This window comes from Metabacillus sp. GQ13 (assembly GCF_059758525.1).
This window is the reverse complement of sequence record NZ_JCAXET010000012.1, coordinates 19,453-40,818: the sequence shown is the minus strand read 5'-3', so window position 1 is coordinate 40,818 and position 21,366 is coordinate 19,453. Positions and strand designations below refer to the sequence as shown.

The window sequence follows — 21,366 nt, the reverse complement described above, 5'->3', positions numbered from 1 at the left end:
TATCCATCTGCCGAATACCTCACTCCTTTACACACCCTGTTCACAACCAATTATCCTGTAAGATTATCGTTTTCCACTGTCTAAATCAAACTTATAATTGACATAAATTATTAGCCTGATATAATATTTTTGTACCCTAAAGCATAAAAGCGTTTAAGTATTAACGTTTTTAAAATTCAATTAGTATATAACTGACAGTAAAGTAGAATAAAGGAGCAAATATATGTCTACCCCCAAAAAAGCCTTTCATTTTAAAGAGGCTCTATTTATATTAGTGATGATTTTAGTCATCATCTATTCTAGTTTGTTTATTCTTAAAACAGAACCACATATTGCATTATTAAATTGTTTGGTGTCTATTTCAATCCTTGGCTTACTGAAGGGTTATCCGTGGAAAAAGTTAGAAGACGGAATAATCAAAGGGATTCAAAGTGGAATACAACCAATTATTATTTTAGCCTTAATCGGGATTCTCATTGGAGCATGGATGAGTAGTGGCACAATACCAACTGTAATGGTATATGCTTTAACAATTATTAATCCTAGTTACTTACTGATCACATCGCTATTTTCTTGTATGGTTATATCAAGTCTTGTTGGTAGCTCGTTCACTACTGTCAGTACAGTCGGTGTCGCCCTTATGGGTGCTGGTATGGCAGTTGGCTTACCAGTTGAGTGGGTTGCCGGTGCCATTATTTCAGGTGCTTGCTTTGGAGATAAAATGTCTCCGATGTCTGATACAACAAATTTTGCATCTGGTGTTTCTTCCGTTGAATTGTTCACTCACATTCGCCATATGACAAAAACAACGATCCCAAGCATTCTCATTACAACCGTTGTATTCTTTATTCTGGGTCGGATGGCACCGATTCAATCATCATCAATTACAGAAATGACAAACATGATAACAATCATTGAAGGTACTATAAATGTTAGTCCTTTAACTTTACTTTCACCGCTTTTAGTTATTATATTGGCTATTCGAAAAATCCCGGTTATCCCAGCACTAATCATGGGAATCATAACTGCAGGTGTAACAGCATTAAGTATACAAGGAATACAATTAACACAATTTTTCCAAGTATTACAGAATGGTACATCCTTCTCAATCGCAAACGAGCAGGTTGTAAATATGATGAATCGGGGTGGACTGCAATCGATGATGTGGTCAATTTCACTCATTTTGATTGCTTTTGCATTTGGCGGTCTATTAGATGTACTGAAAATCATTCCAACGCTGTTAACTGGATTGATTGAGCGAGTTCATACTAAAGGGCAACTAATTCTATCAACTGCTACATCCTCATTAGGGATTAACCTATTAACAGGTGAACAATACTTATCGATTCTTATTCCAGGGCAATCATTCAAAATCTTATATGACAAGATGAAGATCGAACGGAAATATATGTCACGTACGCTCGAAGATGCAGGTACATTAATTAATCCTTTAATACCCTGGGGAGTTAGTGGTGCGTTCTTTGCACAAACACTTGGGGTATCTGTAGTTGACTTCTTACCTTTTGCATTCTTTTTATACTTGTCATTACTATTTTCTATTCTTTACGGGTTTTTTGGCAAAGATAAGACACCGAAAGAAATCTAACTGTTTTAAGTTAGATTTCTTTTTTTCGTTATTTTGTGCTTATATAGATCGTAACCCTCCACACTAACTTATCGAATATGATAAATTTCGACAAATAGAAAGTATTGGTTGATTAATTCACTTATCTGCTTTATCATTTAAATAGAAGTTATTTACCTATATGTTGATATTTCAATAAACACCAAAACTATATATTGTATTTTTGCAAGATTAGGCGCCTATTGGGCTGAAAAGGGAATCTGGTGTAAATCCAGAACTGTCCCCGCAACTGTAAGTGTGACGAACTGAGTTAACCACTGTACAATTCTTTGTATGGGAAGGGCTCATAGTAGGATGAACACAAGTCAGGAGACCTACCTAACGCTTGCGAAAGTTTCAATTTCTTCGGGGACTGAGAAGATGAAACGACGGAAAGCCAGTATGGATTTCTCCATTTCTCTCCTACTCTCCTTAATCTGTCGTTTTCTCCACTCATCCCCGAGCGGTTTTTACAAAAAAACGATGGAGGCTCTTTATTATGAGTATAACAACTGCACCTACTATTATTGACGATAATGGACAAGAAACATTTGATTCAAACAAACTTACAACGTTTATTCTGTCTATTCATCAGCATTTCCCTTCCTTACCTATAGATGATTATTTACATAGAATCCATAGTACTATTCTCCAAAGAGATTCGTACACATCAGAACAACTCACTAATTTACTTATATTAGAAGGATTATCTAATATTACTGAACAGGAACCCGACTGGACCTACTTTTGTGCCCAACTTTATTTAACAAAGCTTTATAAAGAAGCTGCTACTAACAGAGGTTATGATAACAAACAAAAATATGGTAGTTTTAACGATCTAATTAATCAATTAGTTTCAAAGGGGCTCTACCACTCTAAAATTTTAGATCAATATTCTATATTGGAAATTGAAGAGATTGGGGGATATATCCAACCAAATAGGGATCGTTTATTTACTTATATAGGCATTCGCACGTTAGCTGATCGTTACTTAGCTCGTGATTTTTCAAAGCAAACATTTGAATTACCACAAGAACGATTCCTACTCATCGCCATGACGTTAATGGCCAACGAGAATAAAGACAATCGCCTTGAGCTTATTAAGCAATCATATTGGGCAATGAGTAATCTATATATGACAGTAGCAACTCCTACTCTATCGAATGCTGGAAAGCCTATTGGCCAATTATCTAGTTGTTTTATCGATACGATTGATGATAGTTTACAAGGAATATTTGATAGTAATACAGATATTGCCAATCTTTCTAAATCTGGAGGAGGTATAGGCGCATATTTTGGGAAAATAAGAAGCCGCGGTAGTGATATTAAAGGCTTTAAAGGTGTTTCATCAGGGGTTAAAGGTAGCCCTCTTGTGGCGTAAGTTACAAGTAATAAAGGTGGTCAAATGCGGGAAACTCCGAGTATCTCAACGTAGGATACCATGCAGTAATGACATGGCGCTCCCTAAAAAACCGCGAGTGCGGATAATCTGCAGCCGAGCTTCCTATTTGTAGGAAGAAGGTTCAACGACTAAGTAGTTATATAAGTGATTATATAATTCGAACCACCTATCCACTTTCAGAAACAATAAAAAGTGGATAAAGATATAGTCTGTTCTGTGCAGCGATGTATAGAGGTAGGCAGAAATGACCTATCCCCCTAAGTGAACATATAGGGAGTAACAATAAAAGTATTCCATGGATGAAACAACTTAATAACACAGCCGTAAGTGTCGACCAACTTGGACAACGTAAAGGAGCCATTGCGATTTATTTAGATGTCTGGCATAAAGATATCTTTTCATTCCTAGATTCAAAACTTAATAATGGTGACGAACGCATGCGTACCCATGACTTATTCACAGGCGTATGTATCCCAGATATCTTCATGAAACAAGTAGAAGCTCGTGACGATTGGTATTTATTTGACCCACATGAGGTTTACCAAGTTATGGGGTATCATATTGAGGACTTTTACGATGAAGAAAAAGGAAATGGTAGTTTCAGTCAAAAATATTGGGAATGTGTCAATAATGAAGCACTTTCCAAAGAGAAAGTCCCCGCTATTGAAGTCATGAAACGAATTATGATTAGTCAATTAGAAGCTGGAACACCCTATATGTTCTATCGTGATGAAGTTAACAGACAAAATACTAACTCTCATAAAGGCATGATTTACTGTAGCAATCTCTGTACTGAAATCACACAAAATCAGAGTGCAACGACAGTAGAAAATCAATATACAGAGGATGGGAAAATCATCACTGTTAAAACACCAGGAGATTTTGTTGTGTGCAACCTCTCCTCTATTAACCTTGCAAAGGCAGTAACAGATGACGTGTTAGAAAAACTCATCCCCATTCAAGTAAGAATGTTAGACAATGTTATCGATTTAAATACAATACCAGTTCTTCAAGCTAGACTAACCAATGAGAAATATAGATCAATTGGTTTAGGTACATTCGGTTGGCATCACTTACTTGCATTAGAGGGGATTGCTTGGGAAAGTGAAGAAGCGGTTGACCGCTGTGATAAGCTCTATGAAAAAATCGCTTATTATACAATTAAGGCTTCTTTACAATTAGCAAAAGAAAAAGGTTCTTACCCTGCATTTGATGGCTCTGAGTGGGATACTGGTTTATATTTTGATAAACGTGGATACCTGTCTTCGACAAGCCCATTCGATTGGGATCTAGTAAAAGAAGAAACCCAACAATACGGAATTCGTAATGGCTATTTAATGGCTGTAGCACCAAATGCATCAACATCAATTATTGCAGGAAGTACAGCAAGCATAGATCCTATTTTTCAAAAGGTTTACTCAGAAGAAAAGAAAGATTATAAGATTCCCGTCACAGTTCCAGATTTAGATCCTACAACAACTTGGTTTTATAAATCTGCTTATTTTATTGACCAACAGTGGAGTATTAAACAAAACGCGGCTAGACAACGCCATATCGATCAATCGATATCTTTTAATTTATATGTACAAAATACGATCAAAGCAAAGGACTTACTTAATCTCCATTTGACCGCTTGGAGAGAAGGACTCAAAACAACGTACTACGTCCGCTCTACCTCAAGCTCAATAGAAGAATGCGATTCCTGTGCTAGCTAAGGTCGTTTGATCACGAGTAACTTGAAAATTAATACAAAGGAGCACCAACAATGAATAACAGAACAACCTTAAAAAAGCGTAAAATCATGGATGCTGATGCTCCAAATCGCTCAACAGCTATCGTTAACGGAGAAAGTTCAAATGTCTTAAATTGGGATGATGTCACTTATCAATGGGCATATCCTCGATATAAAAAAATGTTAGCCAACTTTTGGACACCCTTTGAAATCAACATGGCACAGGATATCAAACAATATCCTGCATTATCAGATGATGAACAAGAGGCATTTTTGAAAATTATTGGTTTATTAGCTCTACTTGATAGTATTCAAACCGATTATGCTGGCAAAGTGGCTGATTATATTACCGATTCAAGTGTTAATGCATTAATGATTATTCTTGCTCAACAAGAAGTTATTCACAACCATTCCTATTCTTATGTTCTCTCCAGTTTAGTACCAAAACAGACTCAGGAAGAGGTATTTGAGTATTGGAGAAATGAACCGATTTTAAGAAAACGGAATGAGTTTGTTACAAGTGGTTATCAGGCCTTTGCAGAAGATGCAACAATTGATCATCTATTAAAATCGATTGTTTATGACGTCATATTGGAAGGTTTATTCTTTTATTCGGGGTTTGCCTTCTTTTATAACCTGGCACGTAATCAAAAAATGGTCGCCACTAGTACAATGATTAACTATATTAATCGTGACGAACAAATTCACGTTGACTTATTTGTGCAAATCTTTAAAGAGATACTAAAACAATACCCAGAACAAGACACAGAAGAACTAGCTATATTTGTAAAAGAAACTTTCATACATGCAGTAGAGCTAGAGATTGAGTGGGGACGTTTTATAATCGGTAATAAAATAGATGGTATTAACATGCAAGATGTTGAGGATTATATCAAGTTTTATGCAAATGTTCGTTGCAATCAGTTAGGGTATGATCGTCCTTTTGAAGGCTTCCGTACGAATCCTCTTAAATGGATAAAAGCCTATGAAGAAGTAGATTTAGGTAAATCTGATTTCTTCGAGCAAAAATCTAGGCAATATACAAAGGTTAACCATCAGGATAACGGGTTTGATGATCTTTAATCAAATACAAGGAAGAGAGAGTAATTTATTTAATCACTCGCTCTTCCTTCTTTTTATCTATGCTTAAGCTTCTAGTCGAAAAGGATCCTAATCTAAAACAATAAAAATGAACTTCGAAAATGTTCTCCAAGCTCATAGACTTTACTATCAATTTCCACCTAAAACCACTGTTAACACACAATTATTAACGTGGTGGATTTTCCACTCCAAAATTAATCCAATCCTCTTTTGGTGGTCCATAAACTCCAAAAGGTTTGATTCCTGCCTGACGCATAAGAACTGTAACTTGCCCACGATGATGAACAATGTGCTTGATTAGACCCATCAAAATTTGAGCATTTGATTCTTCCCTACCAAATGCATTTTGCACTTCCTGCAGAGATTTGTCTGACCATTGTTGTTCAATAACTTCAGCCGCATTTGAACACACATTTTTAAATGTCTCAGCAATTTCCTTGGCTGATTCGGGCACACTTTCTCCATTTTCTATATCATCAATCTTCAATCCGAAATTCGCTAAATATTCTGGAATACTTGTCGTTAAATGCCACGCAATCCTTCCTAAGGTACGACCTTCTGGATAAACCTGTTGTCCTAATGAATCATCAGTCAAACCATCCAAAACCTTTTGAGTTAACGCTGCTTCGTTATTCCATTCTTTCATATAATCTACAATCGTTACATACATAGGTAATTCCTCCGTAATCCATTCGATTTAAATCTGTATACGAAGTTACATTATAAAACATTTGTTCTTATCATTCAATTTCCATTCCTGACTTTCCATCTGCTTTAACATTGCCTTAATTTTCATCTTGCTTTTTGTTCGTTTCCTCCAAAAGTTTCGCCTCAAAAATTTCCTCGTCAGTTTCAGTTTTAATACTTTCTTCTATACGGATTCGACCTTTACCCACTAAGACCCCTCCTTAAGAAAACGCTTACCACCATTGTAAAGAAACAAAAAAAAAAGTAAACATGACAAAAGTAACGAAGATTAAATTTTTAGAATGTTTAAATTAATTTACCTTTAATATAGACAAAGTATGTGTATTTACCTAATGATATAAGTCTAGATTACATCGATTAAACGTTTTATCCTCCACAAAACCCATTACTTTAGTCACTGGTTTATCGGATACTGTTTATGGTTATCTGTTTTGTGGTAAAAGCTAATAGAATAATTGCTTAAAGGAATCAATTATAAAAGCTAGAGTTAAGTAACTATAACGAATAAAAGGATGATAGCAATGGGTTTATCAAGCTTGTCAAATAAAATATTAATAATTAGCTATAAAGAAGCTATCAAATTAAATTTGAGTCCTGAATTCATTAGTATTCTTGAATCGGAGATCATTAATAGAGATCTTTCTCTTGAATCATTTCAAGTAAAACAATTAACCAAATTTAAATAACTGGGATGACTGACTCAGAAATCTAAATAAGAATAATATACGTGTAACTTGAGTTGGCCTCACTTTTAAAACCTAAGTGATCCATCCTCTTTTAAACAATCCATTTTTTTTGAAGAGGTTTTCTCGCTTTAGTACGAAGAAATATAAAAAAAGTTGAGGATATCTCCCCAACTTTATACTTGTTGTTTTGTTAACTTCTTGTCCTTCTTAGTTTCTTGTTGTATGTTTGGTTGAATGTCACTAGAACTTCTAAGTGGAATCTCTCTTAGGAAGAAGGTTAAGCATACAGCAACAATCATGACGATCGCAGCAGTCATAAACACGCCTGATAATGCAAAGCTCATTGAATCCTGAAGCATGGTTACAATTTTATCAAAGAAAGAATTTAATTCTTGTGGTAAACTTTTTTGTATTTGAGACAACTTCTCGTGATCCAACAATAGCTGTGGATTTTGTAAAGCAGTAAGTTGTTCCTGCATTTCAGGTGGTACAGCTTCTGCTTGTTCACTTATACCTGCAAATGATTTGGACATCTTATCACTCATGCGTTGATTTAACACGGTACCCATGATTGCAACGCCAACGGTTCCACCGACTGAACGGAATAACTGCGATGTTGCAGTTGCAACGCCTAAATATTCTTGTTCAACAGCATTTTGTACAGTTAAGGTAAAGACAGTCATTCCGATTCCAAGACCCATACCTACTAATATTAAGTAAATGATTAATGCCCATTGTGAAGTTTGAGCATCCATCATCGTAAATAAGAACAATCCAATTGTTGTAGTAACCAATCCAATAATAGCTTGAAGCTTATATTTACCAGTCTTCGTAATTATCTGTCCGCCAATACCACTTGCAACAACTAATCCAAGTGTCATGGTCATGGTGATAAAACTTGAGTGTGTGGCACTAAAACCTAAAACTCCTTGAACAAAATACGGAATATACATAACACCACCAAACATAGCTACTCCAATAGCAAAACCGATAATATTTGAAATTGTAAAAATACTATTTTTAAACAGATACAACGGTATTATCGGACTTTTGGCTTTTCTCTCCACTAAGATAAACAGAATAAACGAGAAGATAGCCCCTACAAACAAACCGATAATCTGTCTAGAATCCCAGTCATACTTTGTTCCTGCCCAGGAGAATGCGAGTAATGCTTGAACAATGGTTAAGGTTAAAAAGATCGAGCCAAAATAGTCGACTTTCTCTCCTAGCTTCTTTTCAGACTTAGGAAATAGCTTCCATATCAACATTGCGGCACCAAACCCCAAAGGTAAAAACACCCAAAACACCCATTTCCATTCTAAGTTATCTACAATATATCCACCAAGTGTTGGACCAAAAACACTCGAAATTCCAAAAACAGCCCCCATTGCCCCCTGCCACCGACCACGTTCTCGAGGAGCAAACAAAATCACCAACAGCAGTAAAAGCAGTCGACATAATCATACCCGCCCCAAATCCTTGTATTCCTCGAAAGATAATAAGTTGTATGATGTCTTTAGATAAACCAGATAAAAAGGCTCCAATCATAAAAATAAAGATTCCAATTAAAATAAATGGCTTACGTCCATAAATATCTGATAACTTACCGACTAATATCGTTGTAATGGCAGACGTTAACATATAAATGGTAAAAACCCAACTATAGTAGTCTAACCCACCTAGATCTGCAATGATTTTAGGTAGTGCATTCCCTACAATTGTTTGGTTAACTGCAGCAAAAAACATGGCCCCAATAATAGCAATCATAATTGTAACTTTTTCCTTTTGACTTAAATGTTCCAATATTTTCCCACCTCAATATAGAAGATATTATTTAGTAGTTAACAAGAATTTGTATGTATTAAGCTCTAGGTAACGAAAAGACCTGATGATAGTTTTACCTGTACAGTAACATTTAGTAGGTACCATAGGAACTCTGCTATTAATGAATCGTTGTAAATCAAATAAAGTAGGCCCAGATTTATAATTTATTTTAGCGTTATATAAAATACTTAATCTATTTAATTATTATGTTTGTTAAGTATTATCATTTCCTGATTATATTCTGCTTTCATCAAAAAGGCAAACAATATTTATCAACAATTATAGATACATTCCACTCTGGTAAAGTGTTTTACTTTTCCCACATTTTAAATAGCTTTTGGATATCCAAAAACCCCTATTTTAAGAATTAAAAAAATAAAAAAAACCATTTTGATAAATGATTAATTTGATCAAAGTGGATTTTCCCATTAGATTTAAGCTTGTTTTAATAATAAAGTATGATCACTTTCTATATTGTTCCACAATCACGGTAGTATACATTTAAGTTATTTTTATTGCTTTATGTTCACTCTTAATACCTATGAAATTGATAAATAGAATATAAATAGGAAAGACCATCAAAGCTCCTATTATCAGAAAGCCCGTAACAGGATTAGGAGCATCCCCTCCATTTGTTATCGGGAATAAAGATGCGAAAATATATATAAAAAAATACAAAATATGGAACTCAAAGGATAACCGTCCAAAAGTTAGCTATTCGACCTTTTATCCATTTTTTGTAAGCGGAAGGAGCAGGATTGTACCTAATATAAACCCAACAACAATAGTTACACTACTTAGTGTATTTATAGTACCAATATTCCAACTCGTTAACCTACTAATCCTCTAAACATTCCTAAAATCTGGATTGGAACAACGATCATCAGAGCATATAGAATGCTGACCACATTTAGTTTTATGAAATACTTCATTTACCCCCCAATTATATTCCCTTTTTATAAAGGGAATAGGAATACATAAATGGTACTCCAACTAGAACTGCTACTATTATAAGAGTTATTGGTAGCCAGTTTATCGGTAAAAAACTTCCAATAACCATACAGATTCCACCAACTATCCACAAATAGCCAGCCATATGATGTGTTTTATTCCAATTTTCTGTACTATTAAGTGTCCAAGATATTTTAATACCGACTGTATAATTTTGCTTACATTTAGGTAAATAATTTCCACACACGATGATGATGATACCTACCATTGCAGGGGCAACAACTTGAATTGGAATATTATATCCAAGTGCTTTAAACAATATTATCGGCGTTAAAATGACTGACATTATGGGTATGATCCATCTTCCTAACAGCTTTAATACGGAAGAGGCATTAGCATTTTTAGGATCATTTTTAATCATAAAATGTGAAAATATATTAATTCCAGCTAGGAATAAAGGTAATCCCCAAACCGCAATTGCCTTTGGAGCAAAATTATCAGGAGTTCCAGCAGAATCCCAACGAATAGCTATTTGGTTTGGTAGCTTATTATATAGTACTAACGCAAGTATAATAGGTAGCAAACAAACCAGAGTGGAAGTAATCATCGTCATATCAATTTTTCTTGTCATTTTCTTTTCCTCCAAACTGTGAAAACCATAGCATTACTTCTTCAAATACTGAAACATTTATTTCGTAATAAATGAAATTCTTATACTTAGTTTCAAAAATCAATCCTGTTTTTTTTAATTGAGACAAATGGTAAGAAATTGTAGCACCTGTCATATCAAATCGTTTCCCTATTTCCCCAGCTGACATTTTCCCATCTTTTAACATGACTAAAATTTCTCGTCGCACTGGGTCAGATAGTGCTTTAAAAGTTTCTGGAAACCCCAACATAACACCTCCACTCAAGTATTTAGATATATATCTAAATAGAATTGTACACCATTGCATAAAAATAGTCGATATCTATTTACCTTCATAAATCATCCCAACTGTAAAGTGACAATAAAGTCGTTTAAATCTGTATGTTACTCAACAATTGCTCCCTTTAATGGAAGATCGTCCAGATCACTATTGCAGTAGTTATTTCTAGAAAAGCCCATTTAGCGGTATAACTTATCTTTTCTTCATTATGGATTTCAAGTTTTTTTGTATCATGGTCAATATTTTCTTATTTGTAAGGTCCAATCGTGATAAAATCAAACAAATAGAGCTATGAAATTGGCTATAACAGACATCGTGAAAAAAGTCATAACAATAAAGGGGAAAGATATAAATGACAGAATTACAGGATTGGAAAAATAGTGCTCGCGGGCATAAATTTATAGGTTCTTTCAGCGGAGGAAAGGATAGTGTCTTAGCTCTATACAAAGCAATGAAGGTTGGAGAAGCGGTTGGACTGATCGTCATGCTAGAGGAAGAAGGGAAACGTTCCAGATCCCATGGAATGCCTCCGGAACTCATACGTGCCCAAGCTAAATCTATAGGTTTGCCCCTATATACTGGAGCCGCAAGTTGGACAGATTATGAAAAAGTATTTATGCGCCTTTTAGAAAAAGCTAAAAATCAAGGAGCAGAAGTGTTAGTAACTGGAGACTTAGATATGCCTGCTCATGGCTGTTGGCATGAAAAGGTTACGAAGAATGCTGGATTAAAGCTGGGAATGCCTTTATGGGAAATGAACCATCGTGAAGCTGTCGAAGAGTTCATAAATCTTGGATTTGTAACGATCATTGTAACTATTAATTTATCATTTGGTATGCGAGAGGATGATTTAGGGCGAACGTTAACCCATGAATATGTGAAGGAGCTAGAAGCACGTGGTATTGATCCCTGCGGAGAAGGTGGCGAATTCCATACTACAGTAATAGATGGACCCATTTTCAAACATCCTATTCAAGTACGTAAATGTGAGATTATTAAGGACGGAGAATATGTTTTTATGCCTTTGGAGCTTGTTCAGATGGAGAATTTATAAAGGATAAAGTAACTTAAAAATACCACTTCTATTTAAAATTGTTATTCTATTAAATTGGTCAGATTGCGAAATAAAAATTTTATACTAAACCCAATCTAGGCTGTTGATCGACTTACAATTGAGAATCAGATCGTATAATTTCCCTTCTCGTCTTATGTCATTTAAATCCTTATTTCACCGTTCCTTCATATCTCAATAAAGTAAAATTGTTAAGTAACTCCCTTTCATTAATTGATATTCTGATTTCCAAGTCTTTAGTTCGTAAAACAAAATCTTTGACACCAATAAATTCAGATTCAGCAATCAAATAGAATTGTGTTCCCTTTTTTAAACCTTTAAAATTATTCTTTAATTTATATATCTTCATAATCTTACCTAGCTACTCCTTTTAAAATCGATTAATTGAAAACTGACATTATCTATTATAGCTTATGGTTGATTTATCACGCTATGATTATTGGAGTGGAGGACGCGTGAGACTCTTTCAGGAGAAGGCAAGTCTTGGAAAGCCCACGAAACGAACGTCTGGAACGGAGAACCTTTCATTTTAACAGTACCTTTCATAAAAAAATCCCCTTTAGATAATGCCTATCCAAAGGGGAAGATTTCGTGACTTTTTTATAACAATCCACACCCAACACTGATATGAATGGATGATGGAAATCGCAAAAACTTACGATAATATTCTTTAACTTTCAATCGTTTATATTACCATCAGGAAAGCCATCTTATATCTCAATTTATTCGTATACTCTTGAATTTTTTTACTAAATAAAAAATACAAGCGATTAAAAGTGTAATGACTATGACAGGAATAATGTATGGTTGTGCTTCTTCTTTTATATACATCCAATTATTTCCTAACTGTATACCTAAGTATAAAAAAAAGATCGTCCATGGAATCATAGCCACAATCGTATAAAAGGTAAATTTCCATATTGGCATCTTGGCAATTCCCGCAGGTATGCTAATCGCATGTCTGACAACAGGGATAAATCTTGCTCCGAATATTACACCTGAACCATATTTTTCAAACCACGATTCTGATAGATCTAAATGGTGTTTCTTAATTAGCAGAAATTTCCCATACTTTTCGAGAAAGGGTCTACCTCCGTAGCTACCTATCCAGTATAAGATTAATTGAGCAATGGTCCCTCCTATTACTCCTGCTATGATTGCTCCGATAAACCCTATCCTTCCAAGTACAATCATATATCCACCGTAACCTAATACGATTTCACTTGGAATGACCTCAAGCATAAGTCCAATTGCAATACCAAGATAACCAAGTCCTGTCAGCCATTCCAATATACCCAGAATCGCTTCCTCCATATGTCCACACCCTTACCCTAATATTTATGTCCAAGCAACTCTTGTCCGTATATAGGTATGAAGGTTATGTAGAAATTAGCCCTGTTTTTTACAGTCAAAATAGTAAACCTAGGTATATGACGATAAAAGATATATACAGAGCTTAGCTAAACTTATAGATAATAATGGCATGAACAAATACAATGTTTTAACCATCTATTTTAGTGAATATCCTTCTTCTTAAATCTTCCACCTCTAACCTCTGCAATGTTTGCAACTGCTAAAAATGCAGAATGATCATGGTCCTCAACAATTGACTTTAGTTTCGCTTCTTCTAGTCGCGTAATAACACAGAAAATCACTTTTTTATCGTCTCCTGTATATGCCCCTTCCCCATTTAGGTACGTTACACCTCGTCCTAAACGAGCTAATATTGCATCCCCAATTTCGCGATACTGGTCACTTATAATCCATGCTGATTTGGATTCATCAAGTCCTTCGAGGACAATATCTATTGTCTTGAAAGCAACAAAGTAAGCGATCAATGAATACATCGCCCTGTTCCATCCAAAAACAAAGCCAGCACTACCTAATATAAATATATTAAAAAACATGATAATTTCGCCTACAGAAAAGGGTAGTTTCTTATTCGCTAATATTGCTAAAATTTCAGTTCCATCTAACGATCCGCCATAACGGATAACAATCCCGACACCAACTCCGAGAATGATTCCACCAAAGACAGTTGCTAAAAGGATATCCTCTGTAAATGCTGGAACTGGATGTAATAATACTGTAGCGATTGAAAGCACGGATATTCCAAACACAGTCGATACCGCAAATGTTTTTCCTATTTGTTTATATCCTATAAAGAAAAACGGAATATTAAGTAAGAAAATAAATAACCCTAGTTTCCAGCCTATTAAATGAGAAAGGATAATCGAAATACCCACAATTCCTCCATCAATGACCTTATTAGGAACTAAGAAAATCTCTAAGCCCACAGCCATCAAAATAGCACCAATACAGATAAATAATGCCCTTTTAAAGATTTTCCCTTTCGTTAAACCTTGATGTTTTTTTATTTGCTGTTGTACTTCCAGTGGAATTTCTGTCATCATAGTCCCCCTTGTTAATCATTATCTATCTATATAGCTATGACTGTACATTTATAAAGACTGTCATTTATTATAATGAGTAGCCATAACAAAACACGTTAAAAAACTAATTTGTTACCCTACTATTATAACGCATTAGAAATAAAGTATGGATTTTTAACTACTCTCTCTATTTTATTCGTCACAAAAAGCTTGAATTTATATAAATTCAAGCTTTTTAAGTGGCGTTTACTCGTCGTTATTTTCTTGACTTTTTCTCATTATGATTTGTTTCAGCTAAATCATTTCCAAAGTCTTTATCTGTATTAACTGCATCACTAGCTTTTTTCATTTTCTTTTGTTGATTTTTATGATTATCTCTAGAAGCCATTTGATTCCCTCCTTATTTTCGGATTACTCAACTACATCAGTAAGGGTCAGCGTCATGCCCTTTATTGACTGCTGCTTCAGTTGCTTTATCGCCATCTTTATTACCTAGTGGTTTCTGGCTAGACCCCTTATTGGAAGCATTTTCTAATCCCTCTCTTAAACGACGACCGTATTCTTCATCTGCTTCTTCCGCGAGAGCAATCATCTTATCTTGTAATCTTTGATCACATATAGAAAGGTCTGCAATTAAGTTTGATAGTAATTCATTTCTTTCCCATTCTTTGAACATGCGATATGTTTCACCAGCTTGTTTTGTGTTACTCTGACGATCAATCGATTCACGTACAAGGTTTCCTTCAACTTTCGGTGTATGCTCCTCGCCATATTGCTTTGCTTCTTTTAAACCACCAAGGATTGATGGTTCATAGTTAATATGCGGATTTTGTCCGGGAGCGAGGTCAACCTTGTATTGCATCTGTCCTCCACTTTGGTTCGTTGCTACCCTTTTTTTCGGAGCGTTAATTGGCAGTTGTAAATAGTTTGCCCCTACACGATGCCTTTGCGTATCTGAATATGAAAATGTTCTGCCTTGTAACATCTTGTCATCTGAAAAATCAAGACCATCAACCAATACACCTGTACCAAAGGCAGCTTGCTCTACTTCTGTAAAATAATCCTCTGGGTTTTTATTTAATACCATTTTGCCGACTGGTAACCATGGAAACTGGTCTTCTGGCCATAGTTTCGTATCATCGAGCGGGTCAAAATCAAGTTCAGGATGAGCGTCATCACTCATAACTTGAACAAGTAGTTCCCATTCTGGATAATCTCCACTCTCTATCGCATCATATAAATCCTGTGTCGCATGGTTAAAGTTTTTCGCCTGAATTTCTTCAGCTTCTTTTTGTGTTAAGTTTTTAATTCCCTGTTTTGGTTCCCAATGATATTTTACAAGAACCGCTTTCCCTTCACTGTTGATCCATCTATATGTATTAACCCCTGATCCCTGCATCATTCGGTAGTTTGCTGGTATCCCCCAAGGTGAATAAACAAACGTAACCATATGGAATGTCTCTGGAGAACTAGCACAAAAGTCAAAGAATCTTTCGCTATCTTGGATATTTGTAACAGGATCCGGTTTAAAAGCATGAATCATATCAGGAAATTTTATTGCATCGCGGATAAAAAATATCTTTAAATTATTTCCGACTAAATCCCAGTTTCCATCTTCTGTATAAAATTTAACGGCAAATCCTCTTGGGTCACGAAGCGTTTCTGGTGAATGACCACCGTGGATAACGGATGAAAAACGGACAAACACAGGAGTTTGCTTACCTTTTTCTTGAAATAACTTTGCTCGTGTATATGTTGATACAGCTTCATCACCTGCTGTACCATACGCCTCAAAGTAACCATGTGCCCCAGCTCCTCGTGCATGAACCACTCGCTCGGGTATCCGCTCTCTATCAAAGTGACTAATTTTCTCAAGGAAATCGTAATTTTCTAAAGTTGCCGGACCACGGTTACCTACTGTTCTCATATTTTGATTATTAGTGACAGGATGTCCTTGTCGGTTTGTTAACGTGTCTTCATTTTCTTCATTTGTTTTTGGTCGATCTCGATTGGATGGATCCTTTTTCATCTTTTATCCTCCTATTCATCAAATGGAATTTTCAGGAATCGGTATATCCCATTCATACTTTCTCCTATTTTCCATTTAATATTCAAGTAGGTAGGTAGTTTTTGCTAGTATTCATGCGTCCTCTTCTTCCTACAATTTAATAAGGAATAGCACGAAAAAAAATGCTTAGATTATTAAATCCAAGCATCTTTAATAGAAGCTGTTTTCGCAAAGATTGTTGTATTCCGTATAAATGACTAATGTACACGTTTTAAGTATATCCTCGTGCTCTTTTCACTAAATTACACTGATATCGCTTTGGAGATAGCTATTCTATTAAACAAAACGAAATACCAATGAACCTATAGGTCAGCAGGATATACTAATCCGATTTGTTTTCTAACCGTTTCTATTATCGTGGACGTTAGTAAAGAGTTCTCGTGAGAATTCAACTTTGATTGTAGGTCTTTATTTGTAATAACATTGATAAACTCTCTTGCTTCATAATACATACTATCAAAATCCTGTTTTACTGTTAAATCCTCTATTGTTCCATCTTTATAATGAATCTTAACGCTTTCTGGTGTATGGATCTTATCGATTATTATACTACCATTTTCACCTTGGATTTCAGAAGGGACATAGGAGTTAGTAATTTTTGAATACATAATCACTGCATCCATATCCTCATAAGTTAGCAAAATGCTACCCTCTCCATCTACACCTGATTCAAGCATATAACTAGTTGCTTGTATTTGTTTTGGTTCTCCAAATAAATTAACGGCCGGATAGAGACAATAAATACCAATGTCCATTAAGGATCCATTTGAAAAAGTTGGATCGAAAGCATTTAAAACGATACCCTCTTTGTATTTATCATAACGTGAAGAATATTGACAGTAGCTTGCAAAATATCGTCTTACTTTACCTATTTTCGAAAGATTCTCCTTTATCGCTAAGAAATTAGGTAATAAAGTCGTTTTCAACGCTTCCATTAAGACGACAGAATGTTTATTAGCGATCTTTATCATCTCTGTTAATTCTTTCTTGTTTGATGCAATTGGTTTCTCACAGAGTACATGCTTATTATTTTCCATACATAGAATTGCTTGTGATGCATGTAATGAATTAGGACTCGCAATATAAACTGCATCAAATTTGTCACTACTAGCGAATTCTTTTAAATCCGTATATGTATGCTCAATTGTGAATTTATTTGCAAAGTTCTCCGCTTTTTCACTTGTTCTAGAATAGACCGCTGTGAGAGCAAAGCCATCAACCTTACTTGCGGCTTGAATAAAGCTTTCTGTAATCCAATTTGTACCGATTATACCAAACCTCACCATAAGTATCCCTCCATATATCTAAGCTAATGGAAGTATAACTTTTTTTCAGTAAAAGAGAAAGGTCTCCACACCCAGATCGCTTAATTGATAGCGTTTCCATAACAAAAAGATCTTACTTCCTAGAACATTTTTATAATGAAAGAACAAGAAATATGTCATAATAGATAAAGGTTGCTTTCGCAAAAATTGTTGTTTTTCGTAATGTGCTCTATTTTACGTTATTTACTTTACTTGCCTAAATAATTGAGTCATTAATAAATACTTACGTATTTAATATGCATTCTACTATTAAAATAATCCTCTTATCAAGAAGGATAGAGCCCCGTTCTACCCCTTAAATAAAAAAAAGATTAAAGGAGATAAAAAAGATGAAAAAATTAATTGCTATTGACCTAGATGGAACATTATTATCATCGAACATTGAAATTTCTAAGGAAAATATCCAAGCCATACAAAAAGCACAAGAAGCGGGACATATTGTGATGATTTGCTCTGGACGTGCACCAGAAGACATTAAAACAGTTATTGATCAAACTCCCCTCCAGTGTCCAGTAGCAGGTAGTAATGGCACAATGGTGATTGCTGATGGGAAATTACTAAGTCAAGTTTCCATTAACAAAGAAAAGGTCGATAACGTTGCTGCCATTCTTAACGAAAAACAATTTCCATTTAAACTGTATACTAGCGAAGGAATCTACGTAGCTAAAACCTGGGCGGATCGTATGCTTGCCTTTTTAGAAAAAAATCCTGAGGTTAGCAAAGGCTTAACCCCAAAGGAATACAAATTTATGACCGAGCAACCTAAAGAGTCAGATTCAATTAAATTATTTGAACAGATTGATGATGTACTAAATAAAGAGAATATCGCGATTCAAAAGTTTTTTATTCCGACTATCTCAGGAAAAGCGGAACTGATTGCCACACTTAAAGAAATTGAGGACATTTCTATCACTACATCAGGTCCTTTTAATATCGAAATTATGGATGTAAATGGACATAAAGGAAACGGTGTTAAGGTAATGGCAGAGTATTTTGGTATTCCGATCGAAAACACAGTAGCCATTGGTGACAATTTCAATGATGTACCTATGTTAGAAGTAGCAGGTCTTTCTATTGCGATGGGGAATGCAGATCCAACAGTCAAGGATTTGGCGGATGTTGTAACCTTAACGAATAACGAGCATGGTGTTGCACATGCGATTGAAAAGTATGTATTAATAAACAACTAATCTTAAATGCTACAAAAGGTGATCTATTTTTAACCTTTGTAGCATTTTTGTTACCATGTTTTTATACAGAGTTAAGCGATATACATGAATCTTTGCCTACCTAAATCTTCATTCATTTAAAATTTAGTAAAGAGGTGTTACAAATTGGAACAATTTAAAGCACTTGTATTAGATGAAGTAAATAATCAAAAGAAACTTGAAATTAAATCCCTCTCTAAAAAGGATCTACATGAAGGAGAAGTAACAGTAAAGGTTCAATACTCAAGTGTGAATTTTAAAGATGGAATTGTAGGTATTCATGGCCAATTCGTAAATAAATTCCCACTCATACCTGGGATTGACCTAGCAGGAACTGTTATAGAATCAAAGGATCCTCGTTTCAAAACTGGTGATCCCGTTATAGTAACAAGCTATGAGCTAGGAACAGGACATCATGGCGGTTATAGTGAAATTGCAAGAGTTCCTGCTAAATGGGTGGTGCCCCTACCTGAAGGTTTAACCTTAAGGGAATCAATGATATTAGGAACAGCTGGTTTTACAGCGGGCCTTTCCGTACAACGATTAGAAGCTAGCGGATTAAAGCCTGAACAAGGTCCTGTCCTTGTAACAGGAGCAACTGGTGGAGTAGGTAGTATCGCTGTCGACATATTGGCGGGGCGAGGGTATGAAGTGGTAGCTAGTACAGGTAAAACGAACCAACATACGTATTTAGAAAAATTGGGTGCAACGCAAATTATTCACCGTGATGAAGTGATCGATTCTACACCACAACCACTCAGGGAAGTACGCTGGGCTGGAGCAGTTGATCCTGTTGGCGGAAAAACCTTGCAATATATTCTTAGTACACTTAAGTACGGTGCTAGTGTAGCGACAAGTGGACTGACTGGAGGGGTTGATGTTCAGACAACAGTAGCTCCTTTTATTGGCAGGGCAGTAAGCTGGCTCGGTGTTGATTCAGTACAATGTCCTATGGATATACGAGAAAAGGTATGGCAACGATTAGCCACTGACTTAAAACCAAGAAATCTAAATGAAGAGATTGTTCACGAAATACCTTTAGAAGAGTTATCTGCCGTTTTATCTTCTATATTAGCTGGAAAAGTGCGCGGTAGAACAATTGTAAAACTAGCCTAATACCGAATAAAAACTAGGTTTGTCCATTTCATGAATAGAGCAAACCTAGTATAATCATTCGCTTATTTTTACAAGCTGATCCCTTTCTACATCAAACTCACCAATTTCATCACTAGGATCTTTATCATATTTTATAATGCCAATCGTTTTTTCAGTTCCCTGCATAGTAGACCAATTGGCATCGTCAACAATTAAGAACATATCTCCGTAAACTCTAGCGTCTCCAATCATTTTATTTCCTTCATACGTTACTTTTAAGGGCTGTCCATCTATAGTGACTTCGTTTAATTTTCCTTTTGCAAAAAGCACCATCTCATCCTTTTTTAAGTCACGCAAAGATGTAATTGGTTCTGTGTCTGAGTCATTTATTACTTCTATAAATAACCCTTTTTCTAGTATTGCTTTAGCTGTTTTTTCTTCTAAAATGACTATTTCTTGATCTCCAGCTTCAGCAACCTTCACTGAGTATCCATCTTCTTCAAGAGATTTTTCTACCTTTTCAAATGAACTCTCTATTTGCTGTTGATCTCCATACAAAATGATTCCATTTGCCTGTGGAAAGAATTTATCGATTGGATTGCAACCTGACAATAAGAATCCTAATACTGTTACATTAACAAAAACTGTAAGAATTTTTTTCATATTTAGAAACTCCTTTTATTATATTTAGGCTTTTTTCTAAAAGTTTGTTGTTCTAGCGCAATCTTAGGGTGTGGATCAGAGTAATTAAGCGAAAAATGCACGAAGATAAACGTAAAACATGTACATTAGTACTGAAAACAACATCCTCTGCGAAAACAGTCTATATTTATATCAATCAACCTAACTTCCTAGCTAGGAGATACCTATTCATCGTTTCGTTGATTTAACGCATATGCTACTTGTTTACCATCAATCCACACACCTACAACAGCTAAAATGATTTCAATGATTTTATTCATTTTGAATTAACCCCTTCTCAATTGAATTTATTATCTTGCTGTTGATTTCATTATAGGAGAAATATTAATTACTACCCATCTATTTACATTACACTTTTCTTACACTCATGTAAGAAAGCATAAAAAAACGGTCTTCCCTTTTAGGAAAGTCCGCTTTTATGTTGAAAACAGGCCATCATGCAGCAAAATATCGTCGCTACACCACAGAGAATGAAGATATGTCGAACTGTCAATACTGATTCTTAATCTAGTCAATCCATCATTACATTAATTGTGGCTCACTCTA

Annotated in this window: 17 protein-coding genes, 2 pseudogenes and 1 riboswitch; of the genes and pseudogenes, 8 read left to right on the top strand and 11 right to left on the bottom strand. The window is 35.2% G+C overall.

The genetic code is table 11. The features are described from left to right. The first annotated feature begins 223 nt into the window (after positions 1-223). From nhaC to AC6CHR_RS15600, 4 genes and pseudogenes are all read left to right on the top strand, one after another. Entirely contained in the window at positions 224-1,606 is a 1,383-nt protein-coding gene (nhaC, locus tag AC6CHR_RS15615) for a Na+/H+ antiporter NhaC (RefSeq protein WP_498249927.1), read from the top strand. 196 nt (positions 1,607-1,802) lie between these two features. Then, positions 1,803-1,981, top strand: a riboswitch (cobalamin riboswitch). Between the two features lie 142 nt (positions 1,982-2,123). Further along, positions 2,124-3,005: a ribonucleotide reductase N-terminal alpha domain-containing protein gene (locus AC6CHR_RS15610; RefSeq protein WP_498249926.1), complete on the top strand. Its 882-nt coding sequence runs from the start codon at positions 2,124-2,126 to the stop codon at positions 3,003-3,005. A gap of 293 nt (positions 3,006-3,298) precedes the next feature. After that, positions 3,299-4,741 (top strand): annotated as a pseudogene (locus AC6CHR_RS15605) (ribonucleoside-diphosphate reductase subunit alpha); the annotation flags it as partial. Positions 4,742-4,791: 50 nt separating this feature from the next. Next, the gene (locus AC6CHR_RS15600; protein ID WP_498249925.1) at positions 4,792-5,841 is read left to right on the top strand and encodes a ribonucleotide-diphosphate reductase subunit beta; all 1,050 of its coding nucleotides are present in this window, start codon (positions 4,792-4,794) and stop codon (positions 5,839-5,841) included. A 184-nt stretch (positions 5,842-6,025) separates the two neighbouring features. Here AC6CHR_RS15600 and AC6CHR_RS15595 read toward each other — a convergent pair whose 3' ends face one another. Both AC6CHR_RS15595 and AC6CHR_RS15590 read right to left on the bottom strand, forming a co-directional pair. Beyond that, complete coding sequence (locus tag AC6CHR_RS15595; protein ID WP_498249924.1) at positions 6,026-6,529, bottom strand: DinB family protein; 504 nt, start codon at positions 6,527-6,529, stop codon at positions 6,026-6,028. Between the two features lie 115 nt (positions 6,530-6,644). Further along, complete coding sequence (locus AC6CHR_RS15590; protein ID WP_498249923.1) at positions 6,645-6,755, bottom strand: YhdX family protein; 111 nt, start codon at positions 6,753-6,755, stop codon at positions 6,645-6,647. A gap of 324 nt (positions 6,756-7,079) precedes the next feature. Here AC6CHR_RS15590 and sda point away from each other — a divergent pair, with 324 nt between their 5' ends. Beyond that, entirely contained in the window at positions 7,080-7,253 is a 174-nt protein-coding gene (sda, locus tag AC6CHR_RS15585) for a sporulation histidine kinase inhibitor Sda (RefSeq protein ID WP_498249922.1), read from the top strand. Between the two features lie 173 nt (positions 7,254-7,426). On the opposite strand, the pseudogene AC6CHR_RS15580 reads toward sda, so the two are convergent. The 3 genes and pseudogenes from AC6CHR_RS15580 to AC6CHR_RS15570 form a co-directional block, all read right to left on the bottom strand. Beyond that, positions 7,427-9,056 (bottom strand): annotated as a pseudogene (locus AC6CHR_RS15580) (DHA2 family efflux MFS transporter permease subunit). Between the two features lie 964 nt (positions 9,057-10,020). Continuing rightward, positions 10,021-10,659, bottom strand: a complete 639-nt coding sequence (locus AC6CHR_RS15575) for an SdpI family protein (RefSeq protein ID WP_498249921.1) — start codon at positions 10,657-10,659, stop codon at positions 10,021-10,023. Beyond that, the gene (locus AC6CHR_RS15570) at positions 10,643-10,924 is read right to left on the bottom strand and encodes an autorepressor SdpR family transcription factor (protein WP_498249920.1); all 282 of its coding nucleotides are present in this window, start codon (positions 10,922-10,924) and stop codon (positions 10,643-10,645) included. The genes AC6CHR_RS15575 and AC6CHR_RS15570 overlap by 17 nt, the downstream gene beginning before the upstream one ends. Before the next feature lie 385 nt (positions 10,925-11,309). Between AC6CHR_RS15570 and AC6CHR_RS15565 the strand changes: the two genes are divergently transcribed. Next, positions 11,310-12,011 (top strand): Dph6-related ATP pyrophosphatase, encoded by a 702-nt coding sequence (locus AC6CHR_RS15565; protein ID WP_498249919.1) that lies wholly within the window; start codon positions 11,310-11,312, stop codon positions 12,009-12,011. A 735-nt stretch (positions 12,012-12,746) separates the two neighbouring features. Here the strand turns inward: AC6CHR_RS15565 and uptA are convergent. The 5 genes from uptA to AC6CHR_RS15540 form a co-directional block, all read right to left on the bottom strand. Further along, positions 12,747-13,343: an undecaprenyl phosphate transporter UptA gene (gene uptA, locus AC6CHR_RS15560; RefSeq protein ID WP_498249918.1), complete on the bottom strand. Its 597-nt coding sequence runs from the start codon at positions 13,341-13,343 to the stop codon at positions 12,747-12,749. Between the two features lie 200 nt (positions 13,344-13,543). Beyond that, positions 13,544-14,440 (bottom strand): YitT family protein, encoded by an 897-nt coding sequence (locus AC6CHR_RS15555; RefSeq protein WP_498249917.1) that lies wholly within the window; start codon positions 14,438-14,440, stop codon positions 13,544-13,546. A 238-nt stretch (positions 14,441-14,678) separates the two neighbouring features. After that, complete coding sequence (locus AC6CHR_RS15550) at positions 14,679-14,810, bottom strand: hypothetical protein (protein ID WP_498249916.1); 132 nt, start codon at positions 14,808-14,810, stop codon at positions 14,679-14,681. Positions 14,811-14,846: 36 nt separating this feature from the next. Beyond that, complete coding sequence (locus AC6CHR_RS15545; protein WP_498249915.1) at positions 14,847-16,451, bottom strand: catalase; 1,605 nt, start codon at positions 16,449-16,451, stop codon at positions 14,847-14,849. 341 nt (positions 16,452-16,792) lie between these two features. Continuing rightward, the gene (locus AC6CHR_RS15540) at positions 16,793-17,776 is read right to left on the bottom strand and encodes a Gfo/Idh/MocA family protein (protein ID WP_498249914.1); all 984 of its coding nucleotides are present in this window, start codon (positions 17,774-17,776) and stop codon (positions 16,793-16,795) included. A 368-nt stretch (positions 17,777-18,144) separates the two neighbouring features. Between AC6CHR_RS15540 and AC6CHR_RS15535 the strand changes: the two genes are divergently transcribed. Continuing rightward, positions 18,145-19,005 (top strand): Cof-type HAD-IIB family hydrolase, encoded by an 861-nt coding sequence (locus AC6CHR_RS15535; RefSeq protein ID WP_498249913.1) that lies wholly within the window; start codon positions 18,145-18,147, stop codon positions 19,003-19,005. A 144-nt stretch (positions 19,006-19,149) separates the two neighbouring features. Beyond that, positions 19,150-20,139 (top strand): acrylyl-CoA reductase family protein, encoded by a 990-nt coding sequence (locus AC6CHR_RS15530; protein ID WP_498249912.1) that lies wholly within the window; start codon positions 19,150-19,152, stop codon positions 20,137-20,139. A 54-nt stretch (positions 20,140-20,193) separates the two neighbouring features. Here AC6CHR_RS15530 and AC6CHR_RS15525 read toward each other — a convergent pair whose 3' ends face one another. Continuing rightward, positions 20,194-20,781 (bottom strand): lipoprotein BA_5634 family protein, encoded by a 588-nt coding sequence (locus AC6CHR_RS15525; RefSeq protein ID WP_498249911.1) that lies wholly within the window; start codon positions 20,779-20,781, stop codon positions 20,194-20,196. Between the last annotated feature and the right edge of the window lie 585 nt (positions 20,782-21,366).

Coding starts and splice junctions, on each gene's coding strand:
- AC6CHR_RS15555 (WP_498249917.1), bottom strand. CDS start 14,440: ATGACAGAAATTCCACTGGAAGTACAACAGCAAATAAAAAAACATCAA.
- AC6CHR_RS15535 (WP_498249913.1), top strand. CDS start 18,145: ATGAAAAAATTAATTGCTATTGACCTAGATGGAACATTATTATCATCG.
- uptA (WP_498249918.1), bottom strand. CDS start 13,343: ATGGAGGAAGCGATTCTGGGTATATTGGAATGGCTGACAGGACTTGGT.
- AC6CHR_RS15600 (WP_498249925.1), top strand. CDS start 4,792: ATGAATAACAGAACAACCTTAAAAAAGCGTAAAATCATGGATGCTGAT.
- AC6CHR_RS15575 (WP_498249921.1), bottom strand. CDS start 10,659: ATGACAAGAAAAATTGATATGACGATGATTACTTCCACTCTGGTTTGT.
- AC6CHR_RS15565 (WP_498249919.1), top strand. CDS start 11,310: ATGACAGAATTACAGGATTGGAAAAATAGTGCTCGCGGGCATAAATTT.
- nhaC (WP_498249927.1), top strand. CDS start 224: ATGTCTACCCCCAAAAAAGCCTTTCATTTTAAAGAGGCTCTATTTATA.
- AC6CHR_RS15610 (WP_498249926.1), top strand. CDS start 2,124: ATGAGTATAACAACTGCACCTACTATTATTGACGATAATGGACAAGAA.
- AC6CHR_RS15550 (WP_498249916.1), bottom strand. CDS start 14,810: ATGGCTTCTAGAGATAATCATAAAAATCAACAAAAGAAAATGAAAAAA.
- AC6CHR_RS15525 (WP_498249911.1), bottom strand. CDS start 20,781: ATGAAAAAAATTCTTACAGTTTTTGTTAATGTAACAGTATTAGGATTC.
- AC6CHR_RS15540 (WP_498249914.1), bottom strand. CDS start 17,776: ATGGTGAGGTTTGGTATAATCGGTACAAATTGGATTACAGAAAGCTTT.
- AC6CHR_RS15545 (WP_498249915.1), bottom strand. CDS start 16,451: ATGAAAAAGGATCCATCCAATCGAGATCGACCAAAAACAAATGAAGAA.
- AC6CHR_RS15595 (WP_498249924.1), bottom strand. CDS start 6,529: ATGTATGTAACGATTGTAGATTATATGAAAGAATGGAATAACGAAGCA.
- sda (WP_498249922.1), top strand. CDS start 7,080: ATGATAGCAATGGGTTTATCAAGCTTGTCAAATAAAATATTAATAATT.